We start from the raw sequence: 21,601 nt of genomic DNA, 5'->3' as shown, positions 1-21,601 counted from the left end.
GGTCCGAACCGGCGTTGACCCAGGCATGCACAACCACTTCAACGGGCTCAAGACCGCAGCGCTGTTCGGCGCGATCTTCGCCCTGCTCCTGGCCATGGGGTCGGTCATCAGCGGCGGCCGCTACATCTGGCTGTTCGCCCTGCTCGGCGTCGGCATGACGGCCTACGGCTACTGGAACTCCGACAAGCTGGCCATCAGGGCCATGCACGCCTACCCGGTGAGCGAGGCGCAGGCGCCGGCGATGTACCGCATCGTCCGCGAGCTCTCCACCGGTGCCGGCAAGCCGATGCCCAAGCTCTACATCAGCCCCACCGCCGCGCCCAACGCCTTCGCGACCGGTCGCAACCCCGAGCACGCCGCGGTCTGCTGCACCGAGGGCATCCTCGGGCTGCTCGACGAGCGCGAGCTGCGCGGCGTGCTGGGCCACGAGCTCATGCACGTCTACAACCGCGACATCCTCACCGGCTCGGTCGCCGCCGCTGTCGCCGGTGTCATCACCTCCGTCGCGCAGATGCTCATGTTCGCCGGGATGTTCGGCGGCGGTGGCAACGACGAGGACCGCCCCAACCCGCTCGCCATGCTCGCCATGGCCCTGCTCGCGCCGTTCGCCGCGATGATGATCCAGATGGCCATCAGCCGCACCCGCGAGTACGACGCGGACGAGGACGGCGCCCGGCTCACCGGCGACCCGCTCGCCCTCGCCTCGGCGCTGCGCAAGCTCGAGGTCGGCGTCCAGCGCGCACCCCTCCAGCCCACGCCAGCCATCCAGAACTCCAGCCACATGATGATCGCCAACCCGTTCCGGCCCCAGGACGTCTCGCGCTTCTTCTCCACGCACCCGCCGATGACCGAGCGCATCGCCCGGCTGGAGCAGCAGGCGTACGGTTTCCGCCAGCGCTGAGGCGGCGGTGGTCCGGCCCCGTCCGGGAGGCAGCTGGTGCTGCGCCGGGCGGGTCCGGGGAGGCCGAGTACGGAGAACGGCCGCGGTGCGCTACTCTGGTCCCAGTTGCAGTTGCAGTTCCTCGTCTGAGTGGGCCCGCCAGTGTGCGGGCCTTTTTTCTTCAGCGGCTTGTTCCGTGTCGTGGTGGTGTGCGCAGCTGGTGGGTCGCGACCGCGTCCACCTCGGCCAACAGGAACGAGAAATCCCATGGCACAGGGAACAGTCAAGTGGTTCAACGCTGAGAAGGGCTTCGGCTTCGTGGAGCAGGACGGCGGCGGCCCCGACGTCTTCGTGCACTACAGCGCGATCGACTCCTCCGGCTACCGCTCGCTCGACGAGGCGCAGCGCGTGGAGTTCGACATCACGCAGGGCCCCAAGGGCCCGCAGGCCGAGAAGGTCCGCGTCATCTGATCCACCGCAACCGGTGATCTTCCCGAAGCCCCCGACCAGCACTGGTCGGGGGCTTCGGTCCGTCCTGAGGCGGTTCGACAGGGTCCGGGGCGGCTTGCGACGGCCCGGGGGCCGGCACGCACACCCGGGTCGGGCTGGTTAGATCGCACCCATGCCGTCGCTCACGAGGTCCGAGGCCCGCACCCGTTCAGCCCTGCTGGAGGTGACGCGGATGGAGGTCGACCTCGACCTCGACCAGGGGGAGGAGCACTTCACCTCCCGGACGCGGATCACCTTCTCCTGCACCGAGCCGGGAGCCTCGACGTTCGTCGACGTCAAGCCGGTCGAGCTCCGGTCGCTGGTCCTCAACGGCACGGCCGTCGACGTCGCGGGACTGCGCGACGGCCGCCTCCAGCTCGACGGGCTCGCGGCCGACAACGTGCTGGAGGCCGAGGCGGTGATGGCCTACAGCCGTGACGGCCAGGGCCTGCACCGCGCCGTCGACCCCGCCGACGGTGAGCACTACGTCTACGGCCACCTCTTCCTCGACGCCGGTCCGCGCGTCTTCGCCTGCTTCGACCAGCCCGACCTCAAGGCGCCGTACGCCGTCACCGTCACCGCGCCGGAGGCGTGGACCGTCCTCGGCAACGGCGCCGCGACCCGCACGGCGCCCGGTCGCTGGGAGCTCGCCGAGACCCGGCCGCTGGCGACCTACTTCGTCACCGTCTGCGCAGGGCCCTACGCGTCCGTGCGGAGCGAGCACGACGGCATACCGCTCGGCATCCACGCGCGCGCGTCGCTCAGGGACGCGCTCGAGCGCGAGGCGCCGCAGATGCTCGAGGTCACGAGGCAGAGCTTCGACTACTACCACTCGCTCTTCGGGATCCGATACCCGTTCGGGGAGTACCACCAGGTGTTCGTGCCCGAGTTCAACGCCGGCGCCATGGAGAACCCCGGGTGCGTCACCTTCCGCGACGTCTACGTCTTCCGCGGCCAGGCGACCCGCGACGAGGTGCTGACCAGGTCCAACACCATCGCCCACGAGATGGCGCACATGTGGTTCGGCGACCTCGTCACCATGCAGTGGTGGGACGACCTGTGGCTCAACGAGTCGTTCGCCGAGTACATGTCGCACCGCACCATCTCGGCGGTGACCGAGTTCGGCAGCGAGGCGTGGGTGGACTCGACCATGGCCCGCAAGGCGTGGGGGTATGCAGCCGAGCGCACCCCCTCCACCCACCCGGTCGCCGGGTCCGAGGCGCTGGACGCCGAGTCGGCGCTGCAGGACTTCGACGGCATCTCCTACGCCAAGGGCGCGGCGACGCTGCGCCAGCTCATCGCGCACATCGGCGACGACGCGTTCATCGCCGGTGTCTCGGACTACCTGCGCGAGCACGCCTTCGGCAACGGCACGCTGGCCGACTTCATGGGCTTCATGGAGAAGGCGAGCGGGAAGGACCTCGCCTCGTGGACACGCGCGTGGCTGCTGACCTCGGGGGTCGACGTGATCTCCCTGGACCGCGCGAGTGGCACGCTGCACCGCGCCGTACCGGCCGACTCGCCGGCCGACCGCCCGCACACGTTCGACGTCGCGGGGTTCGCCGGGGGGTCGGAGGTCTTCCGCACCGGGGTGACGGTGACCGCCGACGCCACGCAGGTGCCGGAGCTGGGTGACACGGCCTCCGCCGACCTCGTCGTCCCGAACGCGGGGGACCTCACCTGGGCCACGGTCACGCTCGACCCCGCCTCCGTGGAGGCGGTCCCGACGGCGCTGGCCGAGGTGCCCGACCCGCAGGCGCGCGCGGTCGTGTGGGTGTCGCTCATCGACGGTGTCGCCCTGGGCAAGGTCGACCCCCGGGTCATGGTCCGCACCTTCGGCCACGCGTGGCCGCGCGAGGACAACGACTCGGTGCTGAACCGCACCGTGATGAGCCTGCTCGGGCGCATCATCCCGACCTTCCTTCCGCACGCCGAGCAGGACGAGGCGGAGCAGGTCGTCGCGCGGGCGGCGACCGCGGTGCTGGCCGACGCCGCGCCCGGGTCCACCCGCGCCGTCGTCGCCGCACGGACGGTCGCCCGCACCAGTGCCGACGAGGCGCTCCTGCACGACTGGGCCGCCGGCAAGGAGCGCCCGCAGGGCCTCGAGGACGACTCCGACTTCGGCTGGATCGTCGTGCGCAACCTCGCCTCCCGCGGGCTCGCGGGCCGCGACCTCGTCGAGCGCACCCGCGAGCAGGACGACACCCTCCAGGGCCGGCTCAGCGCGCTGATGGCGGGGGCGTCGATGCCGTCGGCGGAGGCCAAGGCCTGGGCCTGGGACGAGCTGACGGCCAACCGCGCGCGGTCCAACTACGAGCTCAACGCCCTCGCCCAGGGGTTCTGGTCCTCGGGGGAGCCCGAAGTCCTGCGCCCGTACGCCGCGCGGTACTTCACCGACGTGCCGGACATGGCCGCGTGGGTCGGGGACGACGCGCTCGCCCGGGTGGCCACGCTCGCCTACCCGTCCCGGGTCGTGGAGGAGGAGACCGCGACGCTGAGCCGGGCTGCCCTCGAGCGCAGCGACCTCACCGCGGCGGTCCGCCGGTCCATCGTCGACGCGCAGTCGCAGCTGGAGGAGGCCCTGCGCTCGCGGGCGACGTTCGGCTGAGCCGACCGCGTCGTCGCAGGTCAGGCGGGGTGGGAGGCTTGGGCGTCCGCGCGCGTTTTGTCCCCGGTGGGCGTACGATGCACGGGCGAGGTTCTTGAGATGTCAATCGACGCCCACCTCGGTCGACGGAGGTCTCCGCGTGGAGCTCGCAGCATGAACAGGTTGTCCGAGGGGTTCGTCCTCGGCGACCGCTACGTGCTCGGCGCACGGATCGCCTCCGGTGGCATGGCCGACGTCTGGGCCGGCACCGACCAGGTCCTCCAGCGCTCGGTCGCGATCAAGGTGATGCGGCCCGACACCGGGCACGAGGAGCTCTTCGCCAAGCGGTTCCGCGACGAGGCCGTCCACTCCGCGGCCCTGCTGCACACCAACATCGCGACGCTGTTCGACTACGGCGAGGACGACGGGCTGGCCTTCCTCGTCATGGAGCTCGTCAGGGGCGAGCCGCTGTCGCTCCTGCTGCGCCGACGCGGTGCCCTGCCGGCCCCCGAGGTGCGCTCCCTGCTCGGCCAGGCCGCGCTGGCCCTCGGTGTCGCCCACGAGGCCCGCGTCGTCCACCGCGACGTCAAGCCCGCCAACATCCTCGTGCGCCCCGACGGCCTCGTGAAGCTCACCGACTTCGGTATCGCGCGGGCGCTCGACGCCGCCGGCCACACCCGGGTGGGGGAGATGCTGGGGACGCCGCACTACATCAGCCCCGAGCAGGCGATGGGTGAGTCGGCCACCGGTGCCAGCGACCTCTACGCCCTCGGCGTCGTCGCCCACGAGATGCTCAGCGGGCGGCGGCCGTTCGACCGCGGCACCCCGGTCGCGACGGCCCTGAGCCACGTCAACGAGCCCCCGCCGCCGCTGCCCGACGACGTGCCGCACGACCTGGCCGAGCTCGTCACCGACTGCCTGTCCAAGGACCCGGCCGCCCGGCCCGAGAACGCCCGTGAGGTCGCCCGCCGCGTCGGCATCGGCGAGCACGAGATGGCAGGGCTCGCCCTCGGCCTCGCGATCGCCCTCGACGGCTGGTCCGACGACTCGCCCGACACCGACTCCGACGGCTCGGTCCTGCGGTTCCCGGACCTCGGCGGTCCCACCCTGGCCATCGAGGCCTGACACGCACTGACGAACGACGCCGCCGCATCCCGTCCGGGGTGCGGCGGCGTCGTTCGTCGCGGCGGGGGTGCGGCTCAGCGGTAGTTGGTCTGCTGCCGTAGGCAAGGCGTTGACCTCCAAGAATGCCCCCTCTACCCACACCGACCTGCGGCCGGCACTCACAGCGTTGTACTGCGGTGACCCCCGTTGGTACCTGTTCCGTGCCCAACGTGCGCCCAGCCGCTACCCGCAAGCGCGTCACTGCGGCAGGCGCGCCCGTGAGTCGGCGCGGGCGAAGGATACGAACCCGCTTAGGCACAGCAGCGTTGGCAGTAGCACGCTTGCTGCGGCCCACCGGGTGGCGGGGCCCTTGCGGCATGCGATGTAGGCGCGGCTGGTCGTGAGCCCCGACATGCGGTCGTCCTCTGCATGAGGGTCGGCTCTGAGCCGGGCGATGGTGGACAGGGAGGGACATTGATACCAATAACCCTGCGGAGCGCGTGCTCCCTGCACCGGGACGATGAACATGAGCAGGAAGAACACGAAGCACAGGGCTACCCACACACATGCCGCCTGGAGCCGCTGCGTCGCCAGCATGCCAGCGAACCTAGGCCGAAGCCGATGACGGCGGTTCCACCATCGGCATGACCCCCAGCGGCAGAAAGTCGATTGCCGTAGTGGGCTAACGGGGAGGGCAGGGCCGGGGTCGGGGTTGGCTGATTCGCGCCCCCGCACCCTCGGCGATGGCATCGTCGGGAGCGACCGGCCGAGAGGAGATCGTGATGAACGACAGCAACGTGGTGTGGGGCTGGGCGACCCGCTGTGGGGTTCGCCGGCACCGTACTTCCGCACCGTGCTGGAGGTGGAGGTGCTGTCGAACTACGGGCTGCTGAGGTTGGGGGGGGCAACCCGCCGGACCTGCGGCTGATCGCCGAGGGTGTGCGCCTGGGGGAGCTGTTGGTGAAGGTGCGGATCGACAGGGTGGACAAGCTGACCAACCGAGACATGGCGGACAAGTGCGTGGAGTTCGGCGCCGACCCCATGTTGGTGATGGGTGACGCGTACTTCGACATCTGATCGGGTGCCTCACCACCCCGACGCTAACCGGGTTAATTCCCGCTCAAGGCGGCGCACCTGCTCCGACCCCGGGTCGCACACTAGGGCCTCATGAAGTAGGCCCAGCCGCAACTCGTCATCAGCCAAACCCAGTTTGGATGGGTCGTGCTGCGCCATGAGTAACGGCGCTATTGAGCCCAACGTGTCGCCCTGCGTCGGCGACAGGTCAGCCACGGCAACCATGAAGGGACCGAATACCCGACGCGCGCGCCGGAGCACCAGCCACCGCCTCACCGGGTGCAGCCCGTCGGCAGCAGCCAGCACCGCGCTCGCCAGCACGTAGTCGTCTCCCTCGATGCGGTGAGCGTCCCGCTTCATGCCCGACAGCATTCGCGCCCGGTACTTGCGCACCTTCGCGCGCATTGGCTGCAGCACGCGACGCAACTCCAACCGCGCGTCGTCGCGGCTCTCCGCTCTGCGCTGCCGAATGGTGGTCTGTGACACGGCCAGTAGCGAAACGCCCGCCCCCACAACGGCACTGATCGCGGCCGATATCACCGCTACCTGCCACGTGAAATTGCTCATGGCCGCAGAGCATCGCATTGGTGAGGGCTGCGCGAGGGACTTCCCACGCAGGGCGCGCGGTACCACTGCTGCCTTCACCCTCCCCTGTGCGCAGCCCGTTCTGGATATACCGTGCCCCTCATGGACTGGGTGGAGTTCGCGAAGGTGGTTGCCGCGCCCGTGTCCGGCCTCGCTGGCGTGTACATCGGTGGCGTCCTGCAAGGCAGGAAGGATCAGGAGCGCTGGGAGCGTGAAGTAGAGCGCGAGAACCAGCGCTGGCAGCGGGAGGACCGCGCTCGATGGCTGGCAGAACAGCACCGGCTTTACTCCGCCCTGATGACGGTCCTTCAGGCGCAGTTGAGCCGTACGCGCTGGGGCTACGCCAGCGACCTGCTATTGGGTGTGGGGCCCGACGATGAGAGCAATGCCATGGCACGAAAAGAGGCGGAGCAACTAGGAAATGAGGCCGACAAGGCGGTGGAAGCCATCGGCATCTTGGGCGCAAAGGCCATCCACCGAGAGGCGCAGTACGTGAGCCAATGCCTGGTCATGGCAGGCGTTATGGGCAACGCGCGACGACGCGACGACAGCGACGCCTATGCGGAACAGGTCAGGGACTACTTCGGGAAGGCCGATGACGGCCTGCAGAAATTACGCGCAATGGTGCGACACGAGTTGGGAGTCGTTGACGACGCACCCGCAGACCCCGCCTCCTAGCCCGCAGACCCCACCTCCTAGCCCGCAGCCCTCTCGCGGCGCGCGGCACCCGCGCCAGCCTTCGAGGGGGCAGGCCAGGCATTGGTGGCTGGCGGCTTCCCTGTCGTCTGGGGTGCGCCCGTCCCACAGGCGGGGGGCGCGGCGGCACGGGGGCATGGTCTCCGCTGCGGCTGCCAGCAGGCGGACGGCGCGTGGCTTTAGGGGCGTCAGTTTGGGGGAACGACGTCGGCCCCTCATCGGGGTCCGTCCTGCGGTTCCAGCGAGGCGCGTAGTAGTGGCCGCAGAGCGAGGACCGGGTGCGCGCCGCACTGGACCGCGCGTGGTGTGCCCAGCCTGTGCCCAGCGCGCAGCAGCAGTAGAAGCGGCAGCGCCCTCACCTGCGACGATGCGGTGAGGGCGCACCGCTTCTCAGCGGTAGTTGGTGAACTGGATCGCGAAGTCGAGGTCGTCCTTGCCCTTGAGCAGCGCCTGCACGGCCTGCAGGTCGTCACGGGACTTGCTCGTCACCCGCAGCTCGTCGCCCTGGATCTGGCTCTTGACCGACTTGGGTCCCTCGTCGCGGATGATCTTGCCGATCTTCTTGGCGTTCTCCTGGGAGATGCCCTCCTTGAGGCCGACCTCGAGGCGGTACTCCTTGCCGGAGAGCTGCGGGCCGCGCTCGGGGACATCGAGGTGCTTGAGGGAGACCTTGCGCTTGACCAGCCAGGTCTGGAAGACGTCGAGGACGGCGTTGGCGCGCTCCTCGGTGTTGGCCTTGATGACGACCTTGTCCTCACCGCTGGCCTCGATGGAGGCGCCGACGTTCTTGAAGTCGTAGCGCGTCGCCACCTCGCGCGCAGCGCTGTTGAGGGCGTTGGCGACCTCCTGGTGGTCGATCTTGCTGACGATGTCGAACGAGCTGTCGGCCATGTGGGGTGTCCTTCCTGGGCGCCACGAGGTGCGGTGGGCGCCGGTTTCGGCAATCGCGGGTGTCCTTGCTATCCTTCCACGCGCACCCAGGCAGGTTGCCCGAGCGGCCAATGGGAGTGGACTGTAAATCCATCGCGAAAGCTACGAAGGTTCGAATCCTTCACCTGCCACCACGTGCCGAAGGGCCTCCGACAGCGGAAACGCTGACCGGAGGCCCTTCGTCATTCGTCCCTGTGCCCAGGGCGGGTCGGGGCTACGCAGCCGGGGCGACCTCGGCCTGTGCCACCTCGGCACGAGCGGCCCGCGGCGTGCGGTGCAGCTGGGACACGACCACCACGGTGAGCAGCAGCAGCCCGGCGGCGACCGTCAGGGCGGTCGACGCACCGGCGACGAAGACGTGCTGCGACTGCTCGACGAGCGAGCGGCCGTGCCGCGGCTCGGCGGCAGCGTGCCGGCTGGCGGTCCCGAACACCGTCACGAGCAGGGCGAGGCCCAGGGACCCGCCGACCTGCTGGGTGACGTTGACCAGGCCGGAGGCGGCGCCGGCGTGCTGCGGCTCCACTTCGTGGAGGGAGGCGCCGGTGAGCGGCACGAAGGCGGTGCCGTTGCCCAGGCCGAGCAGGACGAGCGGCACGAGGATGGCCCAGTAGCTGCTGGTCTCGGACATCCGGCTGAGCAGCGCCAGGGCGGTCGTCGAGAGCAGCGTCCCGACCACCATCACGCGGCGCGGCCCGAACTGCTCGACGAAGCGTCGCGCACTGAGCTGGGAGGCGAGGAACAGCGCCGCGGTCAGCGGCAGGAAGCCCAGGCCGGTCTGCAGCGGGCTGTAGTGGAGCACGTCCTGCAGGAACAGGGTGGTGAAGAAGAACGTCCCCATGATCCCCGCGACCAGCAGCAGCCGGCCCGCGTACGAACCCGCACGGGTCGGGTTGGCGAACAGCTCGAGGGGCACGATCGGGTGGGCGGCGCGTCGTTCGACGAGGACGAACAGGGCGAGCAGCGCCACCGCGGCGACGAATGACGCGATCGTCTCGGCGTCGCCCCAGCCGGCCTCGGCGGCGCGGACGAACCCGTAGACCAGTGCGGTCATGCCGAGGGTCGAGCTCAGTGCGCCGGCGACGTCGATCCGCCCGGTCGCCCGCGGGGTCTCCGGCACGACGAGCAGCGCGGCGGCGATCACGGCGAGGCCGATCGGCACGTTGACGAACATCACCCAGCGCCACGAGAACCACTGCACGAGCAGTCCTCCGGCGATGAGCCCGATCGCGGCCCCTCCGATGGAGACGCCGGTGAACAGGCCCAGGGCGCGGGTGCGCTCGCGGGCCTCGGGGAAGGTCGACATGAGCAGGGCGAGGACCGCCGGGGCGGCGAGTGCCGCGCCGACGCCCTGGGCCGCGCGGGAGGCGACCAGCCAGGTCGAGGTGGTGGCGAAGCCCCCGGCGAAGGAGGCGGCGGCGAACAGGGCCATGCCGGTCAGGAAGACCCGGCGCCGGCCGAACAGGTCGCCGGCCCTGGCCCCGAACAGCAGGAGCCCGCCGAAGGCGAGCGTGTACGCGTTGAGGACCCATGACAGGCCCGTGGGGCTGAAGCCGAGCGCCGTCTGCATCCGGGGCAGCGCGACGTTCACGATGGTCGCGTCGAGCACGACCATGAGCTGGGCGGTGAGGATGACGCCGAGGACGACGGTGGGGGAGACGCGGAGGCGGGGGCCGCGTGCCGGGGGCGACGCGGGGCGGGCCGCCGGAGCGGCGAGGGTCTGGGCAGACACGTTGGCCTTGCTCCTTCGAGTACGATGGGTGGAGAAGTGGAAGGTCCCTCCGCATACGAAGATACGGAGGGTGCCTCCGGTTTGCAAGTCCTTTCCCGTGATGGAGGTATGCAAGGTGGTCCCGACGCCCGCCGCCGACCAGCTCGCTGCGGAGCGACCGATGCGCGCCGACGCCCAGCGCAACCTCGAGCGGCTGCTCCTCGCCGCCCGTGAGGTGCTGCGCGAGTCCGGTGCGGAGGCGTCGCTGGAGGAGATCGCCCGCCGGGCGGGAGTGGGCATCGGCACGCTCTACCGGCGCTTCCCCACCCGCCTGTCCCTGCTCGAGGCCGTGTACCGCGAGGACGTCGACTCGCTCGGCGCCCAGGCCCAGCGGCTCGTCGAGGACGAGGAGCCGTGGGTCGCCCTGGAGAAGTGGGTGTGGGTGCTGCTCGACTACGTGGCCACCAAGCGTGCGCTGTTCCAGGCGCTCGTCGACGCGGTCGGTCGCGACTCCGAGCTGCTCACGCACTCCCGCCAGGCGGTCAACGACGCAGCGGCCGCCGTGCTCCACCACGCCCAGGACGCCGGCGTCGCCCGCAAGGACGTCGAGCCCTCCGACCTGCTGCGCCTCGTCGGGGGCTGCACGATGATGGGCGAGCTGGACCCTGCCCAGCAGGAGCGGGTCGTGAGCATCGTCCTGGGCGGCATCCGGGCGGTCTGACCCCGGCGTCGCTCCACCCCGACGCCTCGTCGGTCGCAGGCTCCTCAGGTCCGGGACTCGCCGACGACCCGCTCCAGCACCCTGAGGTGGTCGCGGACCATCCGCTCCGCGGAGAACCGCGTGAGTGCTTCGTCGCGGCACACCCTGCGGTCGAGCGTGGCCACCTCGGCGACGGCCGCCACCGCGGCCTCGACGTCCTTGACGAGGAAGCCCGTCACGCCCTGGCGCAACAGCTCGGGCATCGACCCCAGCGGGGTCGCGACGACAGGGGTCCCCGTGGCCAGTGCCTCGACCACCGACAGTCCGAAGGGTTCCTCGAAGTCGATGAGGTGGAGCAGTGCCAGCGCGCCACCGAGGAGGGAGTCGCGCTCGGCGGGTCCCACAGGTCCGACGTAGGTGACGGCCTCGCCGTCCACCAGCGGCGCGACCCGGTCGGCGAAGTACGCCTGGTCCTGGACGATGCCGGCGATCACCAGGCGCTGGCCGGCCCGGCGAGCGACCTCGATCGCGGCGTGCGTCCCCTTGGCGGGGTGGATCCGCCCCAGGAACAGCAGGTAGGTGCCGGGCCCCGGCACGAACGTGAAGGCGGCCGGATCGACCCCGTGGTGGATGGTCGCCGTGTAGTGCAGGTCGGGGTGCCGGTCGGCGTCGCTGATGGCGACGTAGCGGGCGACGTCGTCGTACTCGCGGTACACGGGCAGGATCGCCGCTGAGGAGAAGCCGTGGATCGTCGTCACGACGGGCACGTCCACGAGGCGGCTGTAGGTCAGGGGCATGAAGTCGAAGTGGTTCGCGAGGACGTCGAACTCGCCCGCCCGCTCGAACGCCGCCGCGTTGTGCAGGCCCTCCCAGGCCTTGGCGTCGAGGCCGGGTGACTCCTCGTACCCGTGGGGTGCCGTCGGGTGCAGACGGGCCGTCGTCGTGGAGTCGGCGGTCGCGAACAGCGTCACCTCGTGGCCCGCGGCCACGAAGCCCTCGGTGAGGGTCGAGGCGACCTGTTCCCAGGGGCCGTAACCGACCGGGGGCAGGCGATGGGCGATCGAGGCGATGACGCCGATCCTCATGGGGCGCTCCGTCCGCTGGGTGTGGCGCGGCAGGTGCCGGTGCGGCAGCGGTGAGGATGCTGCGCGGTACGGGGCGTCAGGGCCACCCTAGCCACGCCGTCGGAGGGGAGGGCGGCTCATGGTCCGAGGCGCGGTCGGACCCGGGCCCCCGGGTGGTGGGGCTGCTACCGTCAAGGGTCTCGCCGTCTCGTCAGGAAACGAGGCGCATCGCGACGACGACGTCTCGACAGGCCTGCGCGTGAAGACGCCGCGACGGCCCCCAGCGCACCGTGCGTGCACGTCCCACCCTTCCGGGTGGAGTGCTCCACGTCGGCTGTCGACGCGGGGGTCGACCAGGAAGGCTCGCCCAATGTCCGTGTCCTACGGAGTCCTCAGCACCTACCCCCCGACCCCGTGCGGGCTCGCGACCTTCAGCCGGTCGCTCGTGGACGCCCTCGGTTCGCCCGAGGACGTCGTCGGTGTCGTCCAGCTGGTCGACGGCCCCGAGGAGGTGACCCACCCCGAGGTCGTGCACCAGTGGGTCCGCGGCAGCGCCGAGGGCGCCGCGGGGGCGGCGGCCGTCCTCGACCGGCACGACGTCGTGGTGGTCCAGCACGAGTACGGCATCTTCGGCGGACCCGACGGTGCCGACGTCCTCGAGGTCGCCCGCCGGTTGTCGGCGCCGGTCGTCCTGGTCGTCCACACCGTCCTGGTGTCACCGTCCGCACGCCAGCTCCACATCGTCCGCGAGCTCGCTGCGCGCAGCGCTGCCGTGGTGACCATGACCCGTACCGCGCGCGACCGGCTGGTCGCGCACTACGGCCTCGACGTCGAGGCCGTCACCGTCGTCCCGCACGGCGCCGCACCCGGCACCGCCGTGGCGTCCACCCATCGCGTCCGGCCCGCCCAGCAGCGACCCGTGGTGCTCACGTGGGGGCTGCTCGGGGCCGGCAAGGGGATCGAGTGGGGTGTCGAGGCCCTCGACCAGCTGCGCGACCTCTCGCCGCGCTACCGGGTCGTCGGCCGGACGCACCCCAAGGTGCTCGAGCACGAGGGTGAGAGGTACCGCGACGCCCTGGTCGAGCGGGCCCGTCGCACCGGGGTGGAGGACCTCCTCGAGTTCGACGCCCGCTACCTCCCGCCGGATGACCTCCGACGTGAGGTCGATGCCGCGGATGTCGTGCTGCTTCCCTACGACTCGACCGAGCAGGTCACCTCGGGAGTGCTCGTCGAGGCGTTGGCTGCGGGCAAGCCCGTGGTGTCCACGCGGTTCCCCCACGCCGTGGAGGTGCTCGGCAGCGGCGCCGGGCTGCTCGTCGGGCGGCAGGCTCCCGGCGCGATCGCGCAGGGCCTGCGCAGGGTGCTGACCGAGCCGGGCCTCGCCGAGGCCATGTCCGCCGAGGCGCGCCGCATCGCACCCCAGCTCCTGTGGCCGGCGGTGGCCCAGCAGTACCGCGACCTGGCCGGCCAGGTCCTGTCCGCCCGCGTCCTCGCGGGGGTCTGAGATGACGCAGACCACCCCCGTCCCGGTGACGCTGCCCCCCGTCTCGTTCCAGCACCTGTACACCCTCACCGACGCCGTGGGCCTTTTCGAGCACGCGGAGCTGACGGTGCCTCGCCGTGAGCACGGCTACTGCGTCGACGACGTGGCGCGGGCCTTCGTGGTGGCCGCGCGACAGCCCGAGCACACCGTCGAGCTCGCGGCCCTGGCCACGACGTACCTCCACTTCGTCCTGGACGCCCAGGTGGACGACGGGCGCTTCCACAACCGGCGCCACGTCGACGCCCCGTGGTCCGACGAACCCAGCACCGACGACTGCTGGGGGCGCGCCCTGTGGGCCCTCGGCACGGGAGTCGCAAGGGCCCCCGAGCTCGTGGACTGGAAGGGACTACAGGCCTTCACGGCCGGCGCGCAGCAACGCTCGCCGTGGCCCCGTGCCATGGCGTTCGCCGCCCTGGGCGCGGCCGAGGTGCTGACGGTGCACCCCGACGACGCGGCGGCGCGGGCACTGCTCGCGGATGCCGCAGCCCTGATCGCCCCCGCCGACCCCCTGCTCGGGACGGCACAGGTGCTCATCCCCGGCTGGCGCTGGCCCGAGGAGCGCCTCTCCTACGCCAACGCGGCCCTCGCCGAGACCCTCGTCGCGGCCGGTTCGCTGCTGGGGGTCTGGAAGTGGCTCACCGAGGGACTGGGGATGCTGGGCTGGCTGCTCGACACCGACACCGCCGCCGGCCACGTCTCGGTCTCTCCGGCCGCGGGCTGGGGGATCGGCGAGCCACGGCCGCAGTTCGACCAGCAGCCCATCGAGGTCGCGGCACTCGCCGACGCCTGTGCCCGGGCGTTCGACGTGACGGCAGACCCCCGCTGGCGCGACGCGGTCGGTCGGTGTGCGGCGTGGTTCGAGGGCTCCAACGACTCCCAGACCGTGCTGCACGACCCCCACAGCGGGGGCGGCTGCGACGGCCTGGAAGCGGGGGGCCGCAACGAGAACCAGGGCGCGGAGTCGACCATCGCGATGATCTCCACTCTCCAGCAGGCACAACGGCTCGGGGTGGCCGCACCCGGTCCACAGGCCCCGTGAGCGGCGGCGGGGACCCGGAGTGGGTCCACCGCACCGGACCGGAGCTGCACCCGGACCCCTCGCGGGTGCTGGCACGCCTCTTCCTGCCGGGGCAGGAGCTGATGAGCAGCGGGACCTCACGGGCCGCCGCGGTCATCGACCGGATCCTGGCCCTGGACGAGCAGACTGCCACCGCGGTGCTCGCGGACACCGTCAGCCGCTTCGCCGACCGCCACCACGACCTGCTCGGGACCTTCAGGGCGCACTTCTCACTGGTGGCCCACCGCATCGCCGGTGCAGCCGAGCTCTCGGCGACGCGACGCGACCTGCTGGGGGCGTACTTCACCCAGGAGTACGCCCTCGAGGCGGCAGCGCTGTTCAACCCCTCGCTGGTCGCCCACCCCGACCAAGCGGGGCTGGCAGACGGGGAGCTGCGGTTCGTCATGAGCCTGCGAGCCGTCGGTGAGGGCCACGTGTCCAGCATCGAGTTCCGTACAGGTGTCCTCGGCGGCGCCGGTGGGCCGCGGCTCGACGCCCCCGACCCCCACCCCTCGACGGGTACGGTCGCCCCGGTCTGGCTGTCCAGCGACCAACGGGCGGCCCCACCCCCCGGCGACCGCGCCGAACCGGCCCGCGACGCCACCTACTGGGTGCGGTACGACGCCGACCGTCCCTTGTCGGCCCGCGTCGTGTTCCCCACGGCGGCGGTGGAGAGCAACGGCATCGAGGACGCGAGGTTCGTGAGGTTCACGGGCGGGGACCGACCCACGTGGCACGCGACGTACACGGCCTACGACGGCACCTCGGTGGCGCCGCGGCTGCTCACGACGGAGGACTTCGTGACCTTCGAGAGCCGTCGTCAGGAGGGGCCCTCGGCCAAGGACAAGGGGATGGCCCTGTTCCCTCGCAAGGTCGGCGGGCGCTACCTGGCCCTCACCCGGTGGGACCGTGAGTCGCTGGGTCTCACCTCCTCGACCGACGCGGTGCGGTGGGGGGCGTCGACGACCCTGACCCGTCCGGGGCGCCCGTGGGAGCTGGTGCAGCTGGGTCAGTGCGGCTCGCCGGTGGAGACCGACGCCGGGTGGCTGGTCCTCACCCACGGCGTCGGCCCGATGCGCACCTATGGCATCGGTGCGATGCTGCTCGACCTCGAGGACCCCACGCGGGTGCTCGGCTCCCTACAGGCGCCGTTCCTCACCCCGACCGCACAGGAGCGCGACGGGTACGTCCCCAACGTCGTCTACTCCTGCGGCGGCCTCGTCCACGCGGGGCAGCTCGTGCTCCCGTACGGGTGCAGCGATGCCGTGGTCCGGTTCGCCCTCGTCGACCTCGGACCCCTGCTCGCGAGGCTGCAGGGGCGCGGAGAGTAGGTTCGCGGGAGTGCGGTGCCGTCGGCGCCCGGTCGAGCCGGAGGTGTGTGTGCGCGTCGTCGTCACCGGAGCGGGAGGCTACGTCGGCAGCCGGCTCGTACCCGCCCTGCTCGAGGCTGGGCACGACGTCACGGCGACGTTCACCGACCCCGCGTCGGCCGCGCGGTTCTGGTGGGCCGACCGGGTCCGCGTCGTGGGCATGGACGTCCTGGACCGCGTCTCCGTCCGGGCTGCCTGCCGCGGCGCCGAGGCGCTCTACTACCTGATCCACGGGCTCGGGGGCGACGACTTCGCGACCACCGACCGGGAGGGTGCCTACAACGCCGCCCATGCTGCGGTGCGCGAGGGGGTGGGGCGCATCGCCTACCTCGGCGGCCTGGTGCCCGACCTCGACGACAGCGACCTGTCGCCGCACCTGCGCTCGCGGCTGGAGGTCGAGCAGGTCCTCACCGACTCGGGCGTCACCACTCACGCGCTGCGCGCGGCCATGGTGGTCGGCAGCGGCTCGACGTCGTTCGAGATCATGCGGCAGATCAGCGAGCGCCTGCCCGTGCAGACGCTGCCCACGTGGATGCGCAGCCGCGTGGAGCCGGTGGCCGTGACCGACGTCGTGGCCGCCCTCGTCGGCACCCTGACGGCGCCTGCCGTGAGCCGCCCTTACGACGTCGGCAGCGGGGAGCCGCTCGCGTACTCCGCCCTGCTGCGTCGCTACGCGCGCCTCGCCGGCCTCACCCGGGTCCAGGTGAGCGTGCCGTTCGTCCCGACCGCACTGGTCGCCCGGTTGGCGCCGGTGCTGACCGCCGCCCCGGCCTCGACCGTGCAGACCCTCGTCGAGAGCCTGCACCACGACATGGTGTGCCGCGAGGAGGACTTCCGCACCGACCTCCTCCCGCAGGGGCACCGGCTCGTGGGTGTCGGTGACGCCCTCGACCGGGCCCTGGCCGTGCCGGCCGACTCGGTGCCCGACCGCGACCGCGACATCGTGGGTCCGCTGCACTCCGACGCCCCTTGGGCCGGCGGGCAGGTGTCCCGAGCCGGTGGACGACCGGTGCACCACCGTCTCGGCGGCTGGCGCGACGTGCTGCTCGGCCCGCCGCCGCCCGCCTGACCGCCACGGGTCCGCCTGGCCGCTCCCCCCGGAAAACGCCGGTTGCCCGGCAGAACGCGGGTTCCTAACCCTCGTTCTGCCGGGCAACCGGCGTTTTGCAGGGGGTGGAGACGTCAGTGGTGCGACTTGAGGTGGCGGTCGAGGTTGTGCGCGAAGCCCGCACCCATCGCGGCGATGACGGCCTGCATGGAGGTCTGGACCGCGGGCTTGGCGAGCCTGGGGAACGGCAGGTTGACGTTGACCTCGAGGTCGATCGACAGGCGGGTGGCGCTGCTCTTCTCCTCGAGCAGGTAGGTGCCCTCGACCCCGGCCCGCTCGTCGCCCTGGGGGTCGTGGGTGAACACGATGCGCTCGACGGGGTGCAGGTCCATCCTCTCCGTGAACGACAGGCCGATGCTCTTGCCGAGGACCTCGATGGGGGCGAGCTTCCACAGCCAGGTGCTGCCGTGGTCCTCGATGGACCGCACCATCGGGGTGAGGCGGGCGACCTGGGAGGCGTCGCGCAGGACGTCCCAGACGGCGTCCCGGGCGAAGGGCACGACGGCCGTGGAGCGCTTGGAAGCCGAGAAGACCGTCATGGGCTCGATTGTGGGCCATCGCGCCGTACGGTGCGCCACCGGCCGGCGGGCGTGCGGCGACAGGCGGGCCGCACCACGCGAGACTGGGGCCATGACCGAGCGCAACTGGGCGGGCAACCACGTCTACCGCGCGTCGTCGTTCGCGCGGCCCCGTACGGTCGAGGAGCTCCAGGAGCTCGTGGCCGGGGCGGCGAAGGTCCGGGCGCTGGGGTCGCGGCACTCGTTCACCGGGCTGGCCGACACCGAGGGCGTCCTGGTCTGCGTCGCCGACCTCGAGCCCCCGGAAGGCGCGGCAGCCGTGGAGGTGGACACGCGAGCCCGCACCGCCACGGTGCCGGCGGGCGCGTCGTACGGACTCGTCGCCGCCGAGCTGGAGCGGCAGGGCTGGGCGCTCGCGTCCCTCGCGTCGCTGCCGCACATCAGCGTCGCCGGCGCGGTGGCGACGGGGACGCACGGTTCCGGCGACCGCACCCCCTCCCTGGCGGCCGCGGTGGCGGGGGTCGAGCTGGTCACCGCCGACGGCGAGCTGCTGCACAGGGCGCGTGGCGAGCAGGACTTCGACGGCATGGTCGTCGCGCTCGGGGCGCTCGGGGTCCTCACCCGGGTCACCCTCGACGTCGAGCCGACCTACCCGGTGCGCCAGGACGTCTACACCGACCTGCCGTGGTCGGTGGTCGAGGAGCGGTTCGACGACCTGACCGGGGCGGCCGACAGCGTCAGCCTCTTCACCCGGTTCGACGAGCGCGGGGTCTTCCAGGCCTGGTGCAAGAGCCGCTCACCGCAGGCCCCACCTGACCTCCTCGGCGCACCCCGGGCCGCGGCGACGCTGCACATGCTCGACGGCGTCCCCACCGAGTCGGTCACCGACCAGACCGGGGTGCCAGGACCGTGGCTCGAACGGCTGCCGCACTTCCGAGTCGAGTTCACCCCCAGCCGGGGCGCGGAGCTCCAGAGCGAGTACCTCGTGCCGCGGCCCCGGGCGCTCGAGGCGGTCGCCGCATTGCGACGGCTCGGGCCGGCGCTCGCGCCAGTGCTGCAGAACGCCGAGATCCGGACCGTCGCCGCGGACCCGTTGTGGCTCAGCGCGTCCCACGAGCGGGACGTGGTCGGGTTCCACTTCACGTGGGTGCTCGACGAGGCGGCCGTGTACGCGGTCCTGCCGGCCGCCGAGGACGTCCTCCTGCCGCTGGGCGGCCGGCCGCACTGGGGCAAGTGCTTCGTCGCGACGGCTGCCGACCTGGCGCCCCTCTACCCGCGCTGGGACGACTTCCGGCGCCTGCGGGACGACCTCGACCCGGGACGGGTGTTCGGCAACGCCTTCCTCGACACCGTGCTCGGCTGAGGCGCCCTGTGAGAGTGTGGCCGCGTGAGTGACGCAGAGGCAGGGGCGCCCCGTCGGGGACGCCCCGGCCACGACCAGGAGACGGTGCTGCGCAAGGCCGTCGACCTGTTCATCGAGCAGGGCTACGACGGCACCAGCATGGGTGACCTCGCGCGAGCCCTCGGCTTCAGCAAGTCCGCGATCTACCACCACGTCCCGAGCAAGACGCACCTGCTGTCCCAGGCGCTCGACGAGGCCCTCGACGGGCTCACGGAGGTGCTGGACGAGGCGGGCCGGGAGGCACAGGGCGCGACGGCGTACGACCGGCTGCGGCGGGCGGTGCGGATGAGTGTCGAGGTGCTCGTGGACCACCAGCCGGCCGTCACGCTGCTGCTGCGGGTGCGTGGCAACAGCGACGTCGAGGTGGCCGCCCTGCGCCGCCGCCGCGACCTCGACGCGCGGTTCGCCGCGCTGGTGCAGGAGGCCGTCGACGAGGGGTCGCTGCGGGCCGACGTCTCCCCGGTGCTGGTGAGCAGGCTGCTGTTCGGCATGGTCAACTCGGTCGTCGAGTGGCACCGGCCCGGCGGCACGGTCGACGCCGCCCAGCTCTCGGACGCCATCACCACGATCGCCTTCGACGGCCTCGCCCTGGTGCCCGCAGAACCGTCCACCGGCGCGTCGCGGGCACCGGTCGCCTCACCTCACCAGTCGTAGAAGCCGCGACCGGTCTTGCGACCCAGGTGGCCGGCGGCCACCATGTCGCGCAGCACCTGCGGCGGCTCGAACCGCGGGCCGAGCTCGCGCTCGAGGTGCTCTGCGATGGCGAGCCGCACGTCCAGGCCGACGATGTCGGTGGTGCGCAGCGGGCCGACCGGGTGGCGGTAGCCGAGGGTCATGGCGGTGTCGATGTCCTGCGCGGAGGCGACGCCCTCCTGCACCATCCGCATCGCCTCGAGCGCGATGGCCACGCCCAGCCGGCTGCTCGCGAACCCGGGGGAGTCCTGCACGGTGATCGCCGTCTTGCCCAGCGCGGTGACCCACTGGCGGGCCTGCTCGGCCAGGTCGTCGCCGGTCTGCGCGCCCAGCACGACCTCGACGAGGTCACTGGCTGGCACGGGGTTGAAGAAGTGCAGGCCGACGAAGCGCTGCGGCGACCGCAGGCCCTCGGCGATGCCACTGACCGACAGCGAGCTGGTGTTGGTCGCCAGCACGGCGTCCGGGGCGACCTGCTCGACCCGCCGCAGCACGTCGAGCTTGAGGCCGGCGTCCTCGGGGACCGCCTCGACGACGAGGCCGGCGCCGGCCAGGTCACCGGCGGCGGTCGTGACGCGCAGGCGCGCCAGTGCCTCGTCCACGCTTGAGGACAGCAGGCCGCGGTCGGCCGCCCGACCCACGCTGGTCGCGACGCGTTCACGGGCTGCGTCCGCGGCCGCCTGGTCGTTCTCGACGACCACGACGCGTGCCCCGCGGACGAGGAAGGCGTGGGCGATGCCGGCACCCATGCGCCCTCCGCCGTAGACCCCGACGAGGTCGGGCAGGGCGGCGGCAGCGGGTTCGGTCATGGGTTCTCCCGGGGGTGGTGGGCGGGGCCGGTCGGCGGGGGTGGGTGGGGGTGGTCGGGCGCGGGTCAGGGACGCTCGACGAGCAGCGCGGCGCCCTGGCCGACGCCGACGCACAGCGTCGCCAGACCCCGACGGCCGCCCTCGCGCTCGAGGCGGCCGAGCAGCGTGAGCAGGATGCGGGTGCCCGAGCAGCCGAGCGGGTGGCCGAGGGCGATGGCGCCGCCGTCGGCGTTGACGATGTCCTCGTCGAGGCCCAGGTCGCGGATGCAGGCGAGCGACTGCGACGCGAAGGCCTCGTTGAGCTCGACGGCGTCGAGGTCGCCGATGGCCCACCCGACACGGTCCAGGGCCTTGTGCGTCGCCGGGACCGGGCCGATGCCCATGACCTCGGGGGCGACCCCCGCGCTGGCCGAGGCGACGAGCCGGGCCCGGGGCTCGAGCCCGTGCCGGACGACGAACGCCTCGCTGGCCACGACGACTGCAGCAGCGCCGTCGTTGAGCGAGCTGGAGTTGCCGGCGGTCACCAGGCCCGCGGGGTGGTTGACCGGACGGAGCTTCGCGAGGCGTTCGAGCGAGGTGTCGGCGCGCGGACCCTCGTCGACGGCGAACTCGCCGTCGCCCACCGGCACGGCCACGATCTCGTCGGCGAACCGTCCCGCCTCGATCGCCGCGACCGCCCGCTGGTGCGAACGCAGCGCGAACGCGTCGAGCTCGTCACGGGTCAGCCCCCAGCGCTCGGCGACCCGCTCGGCCGTCTGCGGCATCGACAGCGTGGTGTCGGCGTCGAAGCGCGGGTTGGTGAACCGCCACCCGATCGAGGTGTCGAACGTCGCCCCGGGGCGCGCGAACGCCTTGGTCGGCTTCTCGGTGACCCAGGGCGCCCGGGTCATCGACTCGACGCCACCGGCCACGACGAGGTCGGCGTCGCCCGAGGCGACCATCTGCCGGGCCGTCGCGACGGCGGTCAGGCCGGAGGCGCAGAGCCTGTTGACGGTGAACCCGGGCACCGACTGCGGCAGCCCGGCGAGGAGCGTGGCCATCCGGGCGACGTTGCGGTTGTCCTCACCCGCCTGGTTGGCGGCGCCGAGGACCACCTCGTCCACCAGCTCGGGGTCCACACCCGCCCGCTGCACGGCCTCGCGCACCACGAGCGCCGCGAGGTCGTCGGGGCGCACGGTGGCCAGCCCGCCGGCATACCGGCCGATCGGGGTGCGGGCTCCGTCGAGGAGGAAGGCCTCGGTCACGGTCGTGCTCCTTCGGGGTCCGTACGGCGCTGGGCCGGGG

At 72.1% G+C, this 21,601-nt stretch carries 20 protein-coding genes and 1 tRNA gene; 14 read left to right on the top strand and 7 right to left on the bottom strand.

Features of this window, described 5'->3' with window-relative positions; translation table 11 throughout:
- The first annotated feature begins 25 nt into the window (after positions 1–25).
- From htpX to ABEA42_RS00680, 5 genes are all read left to right on the top strand, one after another.
- A complete protein-coding gene (gene htpX / locus ABEA42_RS00700; protein WP_345500461.1) occupies positions 26–901 on the top strand; it encodes a zinc metalloprotease HtpX in 876 nt (291 codons plus the stop codon).
- Between the two features lie 246 nt (positions 902–1,147).
- Positions 1,148–1,351 (top strand): cold-shock protein, encoded by a 204-nt coding sequence (locus ABEA42_RS00695; protein WP_056882186.1) that lies wholly within the window; start codon positions 1,148–1,150, stop codon positions 1,349–1,351.
- Between the two features lie 151 nt (positions 1,352–1,502).
- Positions 1,503–3,977 carry an aminopeptidase N gene (pepN, locus tag ABEA42_RS00690; protein WP_345500460.1) on the top strand — a complete coding sequence of 825 codons (2,475 nt, stop codon included), beginning with the start codon at positions 1,503–1,505 and terminating at the stop codon, positions 3,975–3,977.
- 153 nt (positions 3,978–4,130) lie between these two features.
- Positions 4,131–5,081 carry a serine/threonine-protein kinase gene (locus ABEA42_RS00685; RefSeq protein WP_345500459.1) on the top strand — a complete coding sequence of 317 codons (951 nt, stop codon included), beginning with the start codon at positions 4,131–4,133 and terminating at the stop codon, positions 5,079–5,081.
- An 801-nt stretch (positions 5,082–5,882) separates the two neighbouring features.
- On the top strand, positions 5,883–6,137 hold the full coding sequence (locus ABEA42_RS00680; protein WP_345500458.1) for a hypothetical protein: 255 nt from the start codon (positions 5,883–5,885) through the stop codon (positions 6,135–6,137).
- 9 nt (positions 6,138–6,146) lie between these two features.
- Here ABEA42_RS00680 and ABEA42_RS00675 read toward each other — a convergent pair whose 3' ends face one another.
- Entirely contained in the window at positions 6,147–6,701 is a 555-nt protein-coding gene (locus ABEA42_RS00675) for a hypothetical protein (RefSeq protein WP_345500457.1), read from the bottom strand.
- A 120-nt stretch (positions 6,702–6,821) separates the two neighbouring features.
- Here ABEA42_RS00675 and ABEA42_RS00670 point away from each other — a divergent pair, with 120 nt between their 5' ends.
- Positions 6,822–7,397, top strand: a complete 576-nt coding sequence (locus ABEA42_RS00670; protein WP_345500456.1) for a hypothetical protein — start codon at positions 6,822–6,824, stop codon at positions 7,395–7,397.
- A 408-nt stretch (positions 7,398–7,805) separates the two neighbouring features.
- On the opposite strand, the gene ABEA42_RS00665 is transcribed toward ABEA42_RS00670, so the two are convergent.
- Entirely contained in the window at positions 7,806–8,306 is a 501-nt protein-coding gene (locus tag ABEA42_RS00665; protein ID WP_345500455.1) for a YajQ family cyclic di-GMP-binding protein, read from the bottom strand.
- A gap of 89 nt (positions 8,307–8,395) precedes the next feature.
- Here ABEA42_RS00665 and ABEA42_RS00660 point away from each other — a divergent pair.
- Positions 8,396–8,479 (top strand) — tRNA-Tyr (locus ABEA42_RS00660).
- A gap of 80 nt (positions 8,480–8,559) precedes the next feature.
- Here the strand turns inward: ABEA42_RS00660 and ABEA42_RS00655 are convergent.
- Positions 8,560–10,074, bottom strand: coding sequence for an MFS transporter (locus tag ABEA42_RS00655; protein WP_345500454.1), 1,515 nt, complete (start codon positions 10,072–10,074; stop codon positions 8,560–8,562).
- A 115-nt stretch (positions 10,075–10,189) separates the two neighbouring features.
- On the opposite strand from ABEA42_RS00655, the gene ABEA42_RS00650 reads away from it, so the two are divergent.
- Positions 10,190–10,774: a TetR/AcrR family transcriptional regulator gene (locus ABEA42_RS00650; RefSeq protein ID WP_345500453.1), complete on the top strand. Its 585-nt coding sequence runs from the start codon at positions 10,190–10,192 to the stop codon at positions 10,772–10,774.
- A 44-nt stretch (positions 10,775–10,818) separates the two neighbouring features.
- Here ABEA42_RS00650 and ABEA42_RS00645 read toward each other — a convergent pair whose 3' ends face one another.
- A complete protein-coding gene (locus tag ABEA42_RS00645; protein ID WP_345500452.1) occupies positions 10,819–11,838 on the bottom strand; it encodes a glycosyltransferase family 4 protein in 1,020 nt (339 codons plus the stop codon).
- A 349-nt stretch (positions 11,839–12,187) separates the two neighbouring features.
- On the opposite strand from ABEA42_RS00645, the gene ABEA42_RS00640 reads away from it, so the two are divergent.
- From ABEA42_RS00640 to ABEA42_RS00625, 4 genes are read left to right on the top strand one after another with little or no spacing between them, the layout of a single operon-like run.
- On the top strand, positions 12,188–13,321 hold the full coding sequence (locus ABEA42_RS00640; protein WP_345500451.1) for a glycosyltransferase: 1,134 nt from the start codon (positions 12,188–12,190) through the stop codon (positions 13,319–13,321).
- Between the two features lies 1 nt (position 13,322).
- Positions 13,323–14,399, top strand: a complete 1,077-nt coding sequence (locus ABEA42_RS00635; RefSeq protein ID WP_345500450.1) for a glycosyltransferase — start codon at positions 13,323–13,325, stop codon at positions 14,397–14,399.
- A complete protein-coding gene (locus tag ABEA42_RS00630; RefSeq protein ID WP_345500448.1) occupies positions 14,396–15,748 on the top strand; it encodes a glycoside hydrolase family 130 protein in 1,353 nt (450 codons plus the stop codon). Before ABEA42_RS00635 ends, ABEA42_RS00630 begins: the two co-directional genes overlap by 4 nt.
- Positions 15,749–15,797: 49 nt before the next feature.
- Positions 15,798–16,856 carry an NAD(P)H-binding protein gene (locus ABEA42_RS00625; RefSeq protein WP_345500446.1) on the top strand — a complete coding sequence of 353 codons (1,059 nt, stop codon included), beginning with the start codon at positions 15,798–15,800 and terminating at the stop codon, positions 16,854–16,856.
- A gap of 113 nt (positions 16,857–16,969) precedes the next feature.
- Here the strand turns inward: ABEA42_RS00625 and ABEA42_RS00620 are convergent, their stop codons facing one another.
- Complete coding sequence (locus ABEA42_RS00620; protein WP_345500444.1) at positions 16,970–17,434, bottom strand: SRPBCC family protein; 465 nt, start codon at positions 17,432–17,434, stop codon at positions 16,970–16,972.
- 91 nt (positions 17,435–17,525) lie between these two features.
- On the opposite strand from ABEA42_RS00620, the gene ABEA42_RS00615 reads away from it, so the two are divergent.
- Both ABEA42_RS00615 and ABEA42_RS00610 read left to right on the top strand, forming a co-directional pair.
- Positions 17,526–18,776 (top strand): D-arabinono-1,4-lactone oxidase, encoded by a 1,251-nt coding sequence (locus ABEA42_RS00615; protein WP_345500443.1) that lies wholly within the window; start codon positions 17,526–17,528, stop codon positions 18,774–18,776.
- 24 nt (positions 18,777–18,800) lie between these two features.
- Positions 18,801–19,469 carry a TetR/AcrR family transcriptional regulator gene (locus tag ABEA42_RS00610; RefSeq protein WP_345500442.1) on the top strand — a complete coding sequence of 223 codons (669 nt, stop codon included), beginning with the start codon at positions 18,801–18,803 and terminating at the stop codon, positions 19,467–19,469.
- On the opposite strand, the gene ABEA42_RS00605 is transcribed toward ABEA42_RS00610, so the two are convergent.
- Positions 19,457–20,317: a 3-hydroxyacyl-CoA dehydrogenase family protein gene (locus ABEA42_RS00605; protein ID WP_345500441.1), complete on the bottom strand. Its 861-nt coding sequence runs from the start codon at positions 20,315–20,317 to the stop codon at positions 19,457–19,459. The genes ABEA42_RS00610 and ABEA42_RS00605 overlap by 13 nt on opposite strands.
- Positions 20,318–20,382: 65 nt before the next feature.
- Positions 20,383–21,561, bottom strand: a complete 1,179-nt coding sequence (locus ABEA42_RS00600) for a thiolase family protein (RefSeq protein ID WP_345500440.1) — start codon at positions 21,559–21,561, stop codon at positions 20,383–20,385.
- Positions 21,562–21,601 lie beyond the last annotated feature (40 nt).

Origin of the sequence: Pedococcus ginsenosidimutans (genome assembly GCF_039544395.1) — a bacterium.
Lineage (GTDB): Bacteria > Actinomycetota > Actinomycetes > Actinomycetales > Dermatophilaceae > Pedococcus > Pedococcus ginsenosidimutans.
This window is presented reverse-complemented; position numbering and strand designations above follow the sequence as displayed.